The 11,814-nt window shown below is 64.8% G+C and carries 12 protein-coding genes; 4 read left to right on the forward strand and 8 right to left on the reverse strand.

Annotated elements, in window-relative coordinates:
• Positions 1-128 precede the first annotated feature (128 nt).
• The 3 genes from V7787_RS18155 to V7787_RS18165 form a co-directional block, all read right to left on the reverse strand.
• Positions 129-536, reverse strand: a complete 408-nt coding sequence (locus V7787_RS18155) for a helix-turn-helix domain-containing protein (RefSeq protein WP_336088914.1) — start codon at positions 534-536, stop codon at positions 129-131.
• Positions 537-1,094: 558 nt separating this feature from the next.
• Positions 1,095-1,469, reverse strand: coding sequence for a cupin domain-containing protein (locus V7787_RS18160; RefSeq protein WP_336088915.1), 375 nt, complete (start codon positions 1,467-1,469; stop codon positions 1,095-1,097).
• A gap of 100 nt (positions 1,470-1,569) precedes the next feature.
• Positions 1,570-1,824: a hypothetical protein gene (locus V7787_RS18165; protein ID WP_336088916.1), complete on the reverse strand. Its 255-nt coding sequence runs from the start codon at positions 1,822-1,824 to the stop codon at positions 1,570-1,572.
• 92 nt (positions 1,825-1,916) lie between these two features.
• On the opposite strand from V7787_RS18165, the gene V7787_RS18170 reads away from it, so the two are divergent.
• The gene (locus V7787_RS18170) at positions 1,917-2,714 is read left to right on the forward strand and encodes an AraC family transcriptional regulator (RefSeq protein WP_336088917.1); all 798 of its coding nucleotides are present in this window, start codon (positions 1,917-1,919) and stop codon (positions 2,712-2,714) included.
• A 99-nt stretch (positions 2,715-2,813) separates the two neighbouring features.
• Here V7787_RS18170 and V7787_RS18175 read toward each other — a convergent pair whose 3' ends face one another.
• The 4 genes from V7787_RS18175 to V7787_RS18190 all read right to left on the reverse strand — a co-directional run bounded on the left by V7787_RS18175 (position 2,814) and on the right by V7787_RS18190 (position 6,289).
• Positions 2,814-3,383: a hypothetical protein gene (locus tag V7787_RS18175; protein ID WP_336088918.1), complete on the reverse strand. Its 570-nt coding sequence runs from the start codon at positions 3,381-3,383 to the stop codon at positions 2,814-2,816.
• Between the two features lie 36 nt (positions 3,384-3,419).
• Positions 3,420-4,937 (reverse strand): hypothetical protein, encoded by a 1,518-nt coding sequence (locus tag V7787_RS18180; protein WP_336088919.1) that lies wholly within the window; start codon positions 4,935-4,937, stop codon positions 3,420-3,422.
• A complete protein-coding gene (locus tag V7787_RS18185) occupies positions 4,934-5,479 on the reverse strand; it encodes a hypothetical protein (protein WP_336088920.1) in 546 nt (181 codons plus the stop codon). The genes V7787_RS18180 and V7787_RS18185 overlap by 4 nt, the downstream gene beginning before the upstream one ends.
• 216 nt (positions 5,480-5,695) lie before the next feature.
• On the reverse strand, positions 5,696-6,289 hold the full coding sequence (locus tag V7787_RS18190) for a hypothetical protein (RefSeq protein ID WP_336088921.1): 594 nt from the start codon (positions 6,287-6,289) through the stop codon (positions 5,696-5,698).
• Between the two features lie 549 nt (positions 6,290-6,838).
• On the opposite strand from V7787_RS18190, the gene V7787_RS18195 reads away from it, so the two are divergent.
• Both V7787_RS18195 and groL read left to right on the forward strand, forming a co-directional pair.
• The gene (locus tag V7787_RS18195) at positions 6,839-7,126 is read left to right on the forward strand and encodes a co-chaperone GroES (protein ID WP_036111336.1); all 288 of its coding nucleotides are present in this window, start codon (positions 6,839-6,841) and stop codon (positions 7,124-7,126) included.
• A gap of 116 nt (positions 7,127-7,242) precedes the next feature.
• Positions 7,243-8,874 carry a chaperonin GroEL gene (gene groL, locus V7787_RS18200; protein ID WP_336088922.1) on the forward strand — a complete coding sequence of 544 codons (1,632 nt, stop codon included), beginning with the start codon at positions 7,243-7,245 and terminating at the stop codon, positions 8,872-8,874.
• A 110-nt stretch (positions 8,875-8,984) separates the two neighbouring features.
• On the opposite strand, the gene V7787_RS18205 is transcribed toward groL, so the two are convergent.
• A complete protein-coding gene (locus V7787_RS18205) occupies positions 8,985-9,611 on the reverse strand; it encodes a glycoside hydrolase family 25 protein (protein WP_336088923.1) in 627 nt (208 codons plus the stop codon).
• 173 nt (positions 9,612-9,784) lie between these two features.
• Between V7787_RS18205 and V7787_RS18210 the strand changes: the two genes are divergently transcribed.
• Positions 9,785-11,785, forward strand: coding sequence for an esterase/lipase family protein (locus tag V7787_RS18210; RefSeq protein ID WP_336088924.1), 2,001 nt, complete (start codon positions 9,785-9,787; stop codon positions 11,783-11,785).
• The last annotated feature ends 29 nt before the right edge of the window (positions 11,786-11,814 follow it).

Raw genomic sequence — 11,814 nt, forward strand, 5'->3', positions numbered from 1 at the left:
CGCTTGGGCCGGATGGCGTCGGGCCGTTCATCGAAGGGGCCCAGGTCCGAAGCGTTCTTCGCTGGGCGTGGCGCCTGGCTGGAGCGGCGCTGCGTCAGCCGTGGAAATCAGCCGAAGGCCGTGGCGGCTCAGCCGCCGAAGGCCTTGGCCGCCGCGCGCGGCCGGCCGGTACGCAGCTCGGCCAACTGCTCGGCGACCTCCACCAGCGGCGCCTTCGAACGCGTCGGCGCTTCGCGGAATGCGGCGATCAGGCGCAGCTCCAGCGGGTCGTCGATCAGCAGGGCTTCGGCGGCGGCGACCGAATCCATCGCGGTGTCCTGCGACAGGCTCATCTTGCCGCGGCCGGTCGCCAGCCATTCGAACTGCACGCCGGTGATCATCGCCACCTCGCGCAGGTGGGCGACGCTGGGGAATTTGCCTTGGGCCGATTCCCAATGGCCGACCGCGCTGCGCTGCACGCCGACCGCGGCGCCGAGCGCGGCTTGCGACAGACCGGAGTGGCGGCGGGCGAGGCGGATGCGCTGTTGCGGCGTCATGTGACGATTTTTGGCAGTTTTTAAGGGGATTTTACGTAAATACTATCTCTATTCACCTGGCTACCGATAGTCGCTTTACCTAGTGCGCTTTCGCTAGCTAGCCGGAAAGTAGTAGTTAACAAATACAGCAACTTAAGCCGGCTAACAAGTGTTGGAGCTACCGAAAGTAGCGGAAAACGTGATGCGTCGATGTGGCGCCCGCGGCGAGGACTCCACGAAGATGGGTCCACGCTGATACGGACTTCGGCAAGACACGAGGTCGGTTCGGGGGACGGGCGCAGGATTGCGCCGTGCGTAGGACGGCCATCTCCGCACCAAAGAGCGCGTTCCACGGGACGCGCTCTTTTCTTTTGTGCGCTCGCTGGCGAACGATCGATGCCGCGCCGCCACCGGCGGTCTCGGCAAGGTCGGGGCCATGTGCGCTACGACGTCGCATCCAGTCGCGTCGTAGCGGTCCAGGGCGGGAGGTCCGCCCATAAGCTATCGCCTATCGCCGCCTCGGGTTGTGCCGAAATTGCGAACGGCGCGTTCGTTTTCGCCCCGCGTGCGCGGCCGGTCTCAGGACAGCGGGCGCAGTTGCTCGTCGAGCGAGCGGGTCTTGTCGGTCACCACATCGCCGGTGTGCTGGGTGGTTTTGCGTTCGATCAGCAGCAGATGGCATTCCTCCTCGGCGACGGGGTTGTGGCGCACGCCCTTGGGCACGACGAACATCTCGCCTTCGCCGAGCACGACGCTGCGGTCTTCCATCTCGATCGTCAGCCGTCCCTTGAGCACGAAGAACAGTTCGTCTTCGTCGGCATGGCTGTGCCAGGCCAGGGTGCCGTGCACGCGCGCGACCTTGATGTAGGCCTCATCGACTTCGGCGACCACCCGCGGCGACCACAGTTCGGTGAGCGCGGCGGCGATGGCGGCGGGGGAGGTCACGGACGACATGTCGGTTCCTGGCGAAGGCTGGGGCGTCCAGTCTAGTGCGCGGGCCCGCGGTCGCGGCATCGACGGAAGTCATGCCGCGACCGGCGCGTCGGCGCAGGCCTTATTCGACAGACTCGATCCAGGCCCGCAGCGCCGGGTCGCGGATTTGAAGCGCCTCGAACAGGCCGAGCGCGCGCAGCGCCGGCAACAGTTCGCGGATGTGCGCCTGGGCCAGCGCGCGGGCTTCATCGCCGGCCGAGGGATCGGCGAGCGTGCGCGCGTTGCCGAGGAACGCGGCGACCGAGCCTTTGCGGACGGTGACGCCGCCGATATCGGTGTGGTCGATGTGGTCGGGAAGAATGTCGTGAGCGCGCACGGGAAGTTCCGGTCAGTTGAGTTGCGCCCATGCTGGGCCCGCCAGCGACGCTCTGCTACGTTGGTCCGGCCATCCGATAGCGCGTTCCGGCCATGTCCGACCCTTTGCTCGCCCCGGCCCGCGCCGATTCCGAAGCGGGCCCGTTCGTGATCGCGGTGACCCTGGACGCCCAAGGCGTGCGCGACACCGCGCCGCATCAACATGCGCGCGGACAACTGCTGGGCGCGCGCCGCGGCTTGCTGACCGTCGGCAGCGAACACGGACGCTGGCTGGTGCCGGCGAGCGATGCGGTCTGGGTGCCGCCGCAACGGCTTCATTCCCTGCGCTCGCACGGCGCGGCGTTCTCCGGCTGGAGCGTGTATGTCGCACCGGCCGACTGCGCCGCGTTGCCGGCACAGCCGGTGGCGTTGCGGATGTCGGCGTTGCTGAGCGAAATGATCGAACGCATCGCTTCCTGGTCCGCTCAGTTGGAACTGGATCCGGCGCAGGCCCGGTTGGGGAGGGCGGCGCTCGACGAAATCGTTCATTGCCATGTCCTCGGCGGCGACCGCATCGGCTTGCCGATGCCGCGCGACCCGCGCGCCTTGAACGTGGCGCAGGCGCTGATCGACGATCCCGCCGACCCGCGCGGCCTGGCCGAATGGGCCGCGTACGCGCATTTGTCCGAGCGCAGTCTGAGCCGCCGTTTCGGCGAGGAGACCGGATACAGCTTGTTGCAGTGGCGACAACGCGCGCAGCTGATGCGCGCCGTAGAACGGCTGGCCGCGGGCGATGCGGTCACCGCGATCGCGATGGACTTGGGCTACGACAGCGTGAGTGCATTCATCGCCATGTTCCGCCGCCATCTGGGCGCGACGCCGACGCAGTACTTGAAGACCTTGCGGGGCTGACGCCGAAGCGTACGCGCTGCGTTCCGCATCGGGCCGGCGTCCGGCCGGGCACGAGTGCCGCGCCGCGACGGACCCAGCCGCCGCGGCTGGACCTTCGGCTTATCGCTGCAGCACCGGCGCGTACTGGCCCTTGTCGCCGACGCCTTGGGCCTTGCGGTCGATGTTGGCGCACAGCCGCTCGCCGCACAGGATCAAGTCCGCGCCGTTGATCGCCTTGAGCTTGTCGGCGGCGATCTGGTTGTCGCGGATCACCCCGGCGTAGTGCATCGACAGCCAGATGGCGCCGACCAGCAACAGGGTGATGCAACCGATCACCGCGCCGGTGACTTTCCAGATCAGGCTCTTGTGCATGCGTTCCATGCGCTGGAGCTGCTGCGCGAGCGCCTGCGAGCCGTCGCCCAAGGCCGTGCCGGCCTGGACCAGGCGTTTTTCGTAGTCGCCGACCGGTTGCTCCAAACCGCTGCGCAACTTGCCCATCAGCTCGCCGGGCAGACCGCTCAAGGTCGCGTCGGCCGATTGCCGCACCGTCGCCGGCAGCTGTTGCGACAGCGCTTGCAGTTGTTGCGACAGCGCCCGCTGCTGCTGCTCGATCTGGTTGCAGTTGCGTTCGAACTGCTCCATGAGCGTGGCGGTGGCGCTGATGAGTTCGGTGAGTTCCTGCTGATCCATGCGCGATGCTTCTCCTTAAATGAACGACCGCGCGGCTCAGCGCGAACGACCGCCGTGGCTGGGTTGCGCGGTTTCGTGCTGTTGCTGCTGCTGTTGCTGCGCCGCCGACCGCTCGGCCGCCTGCTGATGTTCCAGCCGGTCGACCGTGGCGCTGGCCTGATGATGCAACTGCTGCCCCGCGCCGTGGTTGGCGGCGGACTGGGTCATTGCGCGGAAAGTTTCCTGATCGCCGGCAGCGTGGGCTTGGGTCATCTGCTTGACGAAGGCCAGCGGATTGGAGGTCAACAGCGCGGTGCCGGCGGCACCGACCGCAGCAGGCCTGGAACTGAAGAAATCGCCGATGGCGTCGCCGACCTCTTGCGCTTTCTTGCTGGCCTTTTCGCCGAGTTCGGAGGCTTTCTTGCCGACTTGTTCGCCTACTTCGACCGCCTTCTTGCCGACGTGCTCGCCGACCTCGACCGCTTTCTTGCCGGCCTGCACGGTCGCATCGACGACTTTTTCGCCGGCTTCCACGGCCTTCTTGCCCGTGTACACGCCTACCTCAACGGTTTTCTTGGCGGCCTGCACGTGGAGATCGACCACTTTCTCCCCCACCGCGACAGCGAATTGCCCGGTTTTCACGCCCGCCTTGATCGCCGTGTCGACGGCTTTCCCATGCAGTTCGACGATCTTCTCGCCCGCCGCGACCGACAGCGTGATCCCGGCGCGCAAGCTGCCCACGTCGCCACGGTATTTGTCGATCATCGGATCGTACTGTTTCGCCAACGCCTGCGCCTTCGGGTCGCGAAGAATCGAAACATCTTTTTTGCCGTCGGCGTCTACGTTGAGGAAGTTGTCCATGTTGTGCGACTGGCCTTTCAACATCGACAAGCCGGCTGCGGTGAGCGGATTGCGCTTGTGCAAATCGGTGGGCAGCGAGGTGTTGTCGTAACCACCGGCCGCCAAACTGGCGATTTCTACAGGCTTGGCGTAGACACGGACTTCGCCGTACTGCGGGCTGCCGGCGCTGACGGTACAGCCCGCCATCACGTGGTTGACGAAGCGGTGACCGCCTTCGGGCACGCCGTAGTTGAGGCTGGCGGCGCCGTACGGGTTGAAGGCTTCGCCGCGCAGGCCGTACTTGTGCGCGGTTACTTGTGCAAGCGTGCCGCCCAGAGAGTGGCCGGTGGTGGTGACTTCCGGAGTGTGGCCATATTTGGCGGTGCTGCTTTTCGCGAATTTCAATGCGTGCTCGGTCAGTTCCAGGGCGTCCTTGACTTGACTGTTGACGCCCTTGGCTACCATGCCGCCGTCTGCAATCAGACCGTCTAGCTTGAGTTCGCGGCCGCCTTCGGTGCCGCGATGCGCCACCACTATTTCGCCGGTGTCGATTCGTTGATAGATCGCTCCTTGGTAACCCGATGGACGATCCATGTACTCCAGGGCTTTGTACTTCACGCCTTCCAGTTCGAATACTTTCTGGACTGGGTGCAGCCACTGTCCTTCATGGCCTTTTCTATCGTCGCCGTAGGACTGTTCCGCCAAGTTGGCGTATTGCTGGGTAGGAATGGTCATGGCGCGATCGCCTTGGAAGTGAGCGTGATAGTGAAGAGATCCTCATCTTTGAGGGAGGACGCCATTTTTGAGCGGTCGGTTTGACCGGACTCGGGATAGTTGTCGATGTCGACATTTCGCGGATAGAACGGCTTCCAGAAATAGGTGGTTTCCGCCTGTTGCGCGATCAGCTTTTCCGGGTAGATGTTCGGATTGAATATGGTTTCGCCCTCTGCGCCTGTCGCTTTCAGGGTTGCGTATGCTTGAATCAATTCCCAATGGCATACGCCTCGGCCGTAGTAGTCCTCGTCGATCATACCGTCGATGTAAACAACGCCCGTGTACTCAGTGTCGCTGACACGGGTCCACACGAAGGGAATGTCTTCAGTTGGCGTCGGCCATAGGTGGCCGTCGTTTTCTTTCGGAGGCGGCAGGCATTCCGGTGTCTTCACGTCGAACTGCATCTTTCCCTCGACCAAGGCGAACGGGCCAGGCGCATTGGCGATGGTCAATGTGAGGTGATAGCGCTGTTTGGGATTCGGGTTCTGCTTGAAGTCGGGCATGGGCTTCTCTGAAGAGGAAGAACTGCAAGCGGATAAGGTCAGCAGCAGGCTTAGGCTTATCCACGAAAGGTGTGATCGCATATCTAATCCTTGAGGCGGCTCAGGCGGCTGGCCTGCAAGATGCCGGTGATGGCGAGAAAAATCCGGAGTCTCTGCTGGCACGCGAGATGCGGAGCTTCGCGTCATGGGCTCTAGCGGTAGCCGAGTACGTAGTGATCATGGTGCCGCCAGTTTGGGAGTGAGGGTGACGACGAATAACTCGCTATCTTGAAGATGGGCCATCTTCGTGCGATCAGTCAGTCCGTAGTTCACGGGATCTTCCGACGCGGCCTCGGGGTGGCGAGGGTAGTCGGCCTTTAGCAAGTAGGTGCTCTCGGCTTGCTGCGCAGCCAGCTTGTCCGAATATATGTTCGGCACGAATCGAGTCTCGCGCGCCGCCCCGGTCGCTTTTAGAGCAGCCCGTGCCTGCATCATCTTCCACCGGCACAGCCCGCGCCCGTAGTAATCTTCATCGACCATCCCGTCGATATACACCACGCCCGTGTACTCGGTGTCGCTGACACGAGTCCAGGCGAAGGGAATGGTTTCGGTCGGAGTCGGCCACAGATGGCCGCCGTTCGCATTCGGAGGCGGCAAGCACTCCGGCGTGTCCACATCGAATTGCATGAAGCCTTGGACCGAGGCGAACGGCCCGGGCGCATTGGCGATAGTCAGCGTGAGTTGATAGCGCTGCTTGGGCTGCGGGTTCTGTTTGAACTCCGGCGTGATGTCGTCGTAGGGCGAAGAACAGCCACAGGCGATCAAAGCCACTAGCGGGGCCAGCCTCATCCATGGGCGGTGTCGGCGCATAGTTCATCCTTGATGCGATTAGGGCCGAGCCTACGGGCAGACCATAGAACAAACAAGGTCGAGCGAACGTGCCATTTTGCGATGGCATGGATGCAGGTTTGAATTGCGCCCGACCCGACCCGACCCGACCCGACCCGACCCGACCCGACCCGACCCGGCGTCGGGGAGGTTCTACCGCCAGGGCGCCACGCCCGGTCCGAAGCGAGCGGAGGCCGAAGACCCGGCACGCACAGGCGCCCGCAGCACCAAGCGGTCTTGCCACTGGCCCGTTCCGGCCAAGCGCCGTCGTCCGGCCAAGCCGCCCAGGCCGGCCCACAGACCCGGTTACAGCCGCCCCGACCCGCCGCCACAAGATTTCGCCACCACCCCTTGAAACCCGCCCCGGACGCCCAATCTCCCTCGCTGTCCCGGTCCTCCGGGCGCTTTCGTCCCTGGCCTTGGCACTCGCCGGGGGCGACTGCTAAAATTCCCGTTCTTTCTCCACCCATTCAATCACTTACAGAGGTCGCCATGAATCTCAAGCCGCTTTATGACCGCGTTGTGGTCAAGCCGATCGAAGCCGACGAAGTCTCGGCCGGCGGCATCATCATCCCCGACGCCGCCAAGGAAAAATCGACCAAGGGCGAAGTCGTCGCCGTCGGCGAAGGCAAGGCCCTGGACAACGGCAGCCTGCGCGCGCCGAAGCTCAAGGTCGGCGACAAGGTCATCTACGGCCAGTACTCGGGCAGCTCCTACAAGCAGGACGGCGTCGAGTACAAGATCCTCAAGGAAGACGACGTCCTCGCGATCGTCGGCTGAAAGCCGGACTCGGCGGCAGCGAACGGTTGAAGCGCTTGCGCTGACGTTCCCGCCCGCACCGATCCGCCGCTTTCCTGTTCCCCTTTTCCTGATTCCCAATTTTCGGAGTTCCATCCATGTCCGCTAAAGAAATTCGTTTCGGTGAGGACGCTCGCGCCAAGATGGTGCGCGGCGTCAACGTGCTCGCCAATGCCGTGAAGGCCACCCTGGGTCCGAAGGGCCGCAACGTCGTGCTCGAAAAGAGCTTCGGCGCGCCGACGATCACCAAGGACGGCGTGTCCGTCGCCAAGGAAATCGAGCTGGCCGACAAGTTCGAGAACATGGGCGCGCAGATGGTCAAGGAAGTCGCTTCCAAGACCTCCGACAACGCCGGCGACGGCACCACCACCGCGACCGTGCTGGCTCAGGCGCTGATCCGCGAGGGCATGAAGGCGGTCGCCGCCGGCATGAACCCGATGGACCTCAAGCGCGGTATCGACAAGGCCGTGGTCGAGGCCGTGGGCGAGCTGAAGAAGCTGTCCAAGCCGTCGTCCACCAGCAAGGAAATCGCCCAGGTCGGCGCGATCTCGGCCAACTCCGACGCCAACATCGGCGACCTCATCGCCCAGGCGATGGACAAGGTCGGCAAGGAAGGCGTGATCACCGTTGAAGACGGTTCGGGCCTTGAGAACGAACTCGACGTCGTCGAGGGCATGCAGTTCGATCGCGGCTACCTGTCGCCGTACTTCATCAACAACCAGCAGTCGATGTCGGCCGAACTGGACGACCCGTTCGTGCTGCTGTACGACAAGAAGATCTCCAACGTCCGCGACCTGCTGCCGGTGCTGGAAGGCGTCGCCAAGGCCGGTAAGCCGCTGCTGATCGTCGCCGAAGAAGTCGAAGGCGAAGCGCTGGCGACCCTGGTGGTCAACACCATCCGCGGCATCGTCAAGGTCTGCGCCGTCAAGGCTCCGGGCTTCGGCGACCGTCGCAAGGCGATGCTGGAAGACATGGCCGTGCTCACCGGCGGCACCGTGATCTCGGAAGAAGTCGGTCTGCAGCTCGAGAAGGCCACCATCAAGGATCTGGGCCGCGCCAAGAAGGTGCAGGTCTCCAAGGAAAACACCACCATCATCGACGGCGCCGGCGACGGCGATTCGATCCAGGCCCGCATCAAGCAGATCAAGGCCCAGATCGAAGAGACCTCCTCGGACTACGACCGCGAGAAGCTGCAAGAGCGCGTGGCCAAGCTGGCCGGCGGCGTTGCGGTGATCAAGGTCGGCGCGTCGACCGAGATCGAGATGAAGGAAAAGAAGGCTCGCGTGGAAGACGCGCTGCACGCTACCCGCGCTGCCGTGGAAGAAGGCATCGTCCCGGGCGGCGGCGTCGCGCTGCTGCGCGCCAAGGCGGCCATCGCCAACCTGAAGGGCGCCAACGAAGACCAGAACCACGGCATCGCCATCGCCCTGCGCGCGATGGAAGCGCCGCTGCGCGAGATCGTGACCAACGCCGGCGAAGAGCCGTCGGTCATCCTCAACAAGGTCATCGAAGGCAAGGGCGCTTTCGGCTACAACGCCGCCACCGGCGAGTACGTCGACATGCTGGAAGCCGGCATCCTGGATCCGACCAAGGTCACCCGCACCGCGCTGCAGAATGCCGCGTCGATCGCCGGTCTGATGATCACCACCGAAGCGATGGTCGCCGAGCTGCCGAAGAAGGACGAGCCGGCGATGCCGGGCGCCGGCGGCATGGGCGGTATGGACTTCTAATCAGTCCGTAGCGTTCGTAAGCGTAAGAACGAGAAGCCCTGCAGCGATGCGGGGCTTTTCTTTTGTCCGTATGTCAGCTGAGCTTGGGCGAAGGCGAACGTCGCCGCGGCTCAGCGGGTCAGCATCCAGCGGAGCAGTTCGCCCAGATCCGGCGCGGCGAAAACATCCAGATCCACGCTGCCGTCGACGCCATCGACGCTGCCGCTCTGCGAGTACTGCCAAAGATTCCATCGGCTCCAATCGGTCGGCACTGTCGGTGCGCTCACGCCGTATTCGGCGATCCACAGCGGATAGCCGGAAAACCCCGCGCCGACCGTCTGCTGCCAGAACGAGGGATTGGTGTAGATCATCGGCCTGCGGCCCAAGGCCGTTTCCACCGTGTCCAGCCAGATTTGCAGGTTGGCGGCGACGCTGTTGCCGCCGTAGTCGCCGTTGTAGCTTTCGATGTCTACCACCGGCGGCAAGTCGCCGGCCCCGAGCGCGCCGACGTTGGCGACGAACCAGTTCGCCTGGGTGACCGGGTCGTCGTGGGTTTCATAGAAGTGATAGGCGCCGCGCAAGACGCCCGCGGCTTGCATCCCGCTCCAATTGGTCTGGAACATGGGATCGAGGTAGGTGTTGCCGTCGGTGGCCTTGGCGTAGGCGAAGGCGATGCCGGCGGCTTTCACCGTCGTCCAATCGATAGTGCCCTGATAGTGGGATACGTCGATGCCTTGGATGTCGTTGGGGCTGCTCATCTAATGTTTCCTTCATGAGGCCGTGGGAAAACGTCCGGGCCGGTGGAGGCCGATCTTCGATTTCTCCAACGGCCGGACGGGGGCGGCGTGAAGGTCGCAGCCCCGGCCGGGCCGCGATTTACTCCATCCCGCCCGCGCCCGACAATGCGCGGGCCCCCGACCAAGACTTCCGCATGCGCCTGCGCTCATCCGTTGTATTCCTGCCGTGCCTGCTGATCGCCCTCGCCAGCGGCTGCGCCGTGGTCAAGGTCAAGGAGCGCGGCTTCGGCGAGATCGCCGCCGAGCGCAATCTCGATGCGCTCAACGGCGGCAAGCTCAGCACCGCGGCGGCCACCGCGATCGGTTCGGCCGGGCTGGAGCCGGAGCAGTGCGCGCGCGAGCCGGCGCCGTGCATCGAGCAGTTGCGCAAGCTCGCCGCAGTCGAGGATTGGCTGGCGACGGCGGCGGAATTGCAGTTGCTGCGGATGAACGCCGCGCCGGCGACGATCAGCAAAGCGGCGGAGAGCGCAGGCTTGTCCAAGCGCAAGGCCGGGGCGGAGGCGAGCGCGGCGGGCGGCGCCGAGGCGCAGCAGGCGATCGCCGCGCAGGTCGCGTCCGACGAGCGCACCCGCGCGGCTATCGAAACCGCGCGTTATGCCTATGCCTACTTGTTCCTGACCCCGCGCACGCCCGAGCAGCGCGTGTTCGAGGCGCGTCAGCAACGGGTGCTGCAGTACTACAACCGCGCGGTCGACGTGGTGGCGCAATCGGCGTTCGAGGCCAGTCGCGGGCAGGTCGGGACGACGCCGTTGCAGGTCGGCGGGATGAGTCTGAGCATCGGCCTGCACGGTTACGAGGCGTCCGAGTTGTCCAAGCAGCCCGAGGCCTTGTTGGCATCGGATACCTTGGGTTTCGACAACTTGCGCGCGGTGTACCGCCGCGACGGCTTCGGCACCGGCCTGGTCGCGGTGTTTCCGCGGATCGCGCGGCAAGATCCCGAGGCCGACGACACGCCGTATCGCGACACCCGCTATCTGCCGGTGACCGCGACCTTGCGCTTCGCCGGCGAAGACCTGGACGCCCTGCTGGCCAGCCGCGAGGCGAGCATGGACGTGTACAACCCGTACCGGATCGAAAGCGAAACCATCGCCGGGCGGCGGGTGCCGTTGGCGGCGAACTATTCGGCAGCCTACGGCGTGTGGTTGGCGCGTTCGGAGTTGGCGCGCTTGAGTCTGAGCAGTTTGTTGCGGCCCAAGCAGGCGCGCGCGTTCAAGCCGCGGGTTTACCTCAATCAGCCCTACGATCCGAACAAGCGGGTGATCGTGTTGGTGCACGGCTTGGCCAGCAGTCCGGAAGCCTGGGTCAATCTGGCCAACGAGATCCTCGGCGATGAGTCGCTGCGCCGGCGCTATCAGCTGTGGCAGGTGTTCTATCCGACCAACATCGGCATCCTGTCCAACCGCGCGGCGGTGGCGGCGGCGTTGCAGCAGACCTTCGCCCACTACGACCCGCAGGGCGACGACATCGCCAGCCACGATGCGGTGCTGGTCGGCCACAGCATGGGCGGGGTGATCGGGCGGCTGTTGCTGAGCGACAGCGGCGAGAAGGTGATCGACGCTTCGCTGGCGCAGCTCGACCCCGCCGCCGCTCAGCGCCTGCGTGAAGATCCGGCGGTGCGCGCGCTGACCGTGTTCCAGCCGATGCCGCAGTTCGGCCGCGCGGTGTTCCTGGCCTCGCCGCAGCGCGGCGCGGTGGTCACCGACGGTTGGCCGCTGCGGATGGTGCGCAAGCTGATCCGGCTGCCGTTCGATGTGTTGCGCGAGACCGCCGAGTTGATCCAGCGCAACGAGGTCAGCACCGAAGAGCTTGAACGCATCGGCTTCCGCAAGGGTCGCCCGCCGACCGGGCCAGACGATCTGAGCCCGAACTCGTTGTTCATGCGCAGCACCCGCGATCTGCCGATCGAGGCAGGGTTGCCGTATCACGTGATCGTGGCGCAGCGCGATCCGAAGGTTCCGCTGGCGCAGTCCAGCGACGGCGTGGTGCCGTATCCCAGCGCGCATCTGGACGGCGCGTTGTCGGAGAAGGTGATTACCTCAGGGCATAGCGTGCAGGAAACGCCGCAGGCGATTTTGGAGCTGCGGCGGATCTTGCGGATCGATATGGCCGAGTACGAGAAGCGCGGCAAGCGCTGACGGTGGGTAAGGCCTGGCTCGAAGGGTTT

The organism is Pseudomonas sp. CGJS7, from assembly GCF_036961695.1.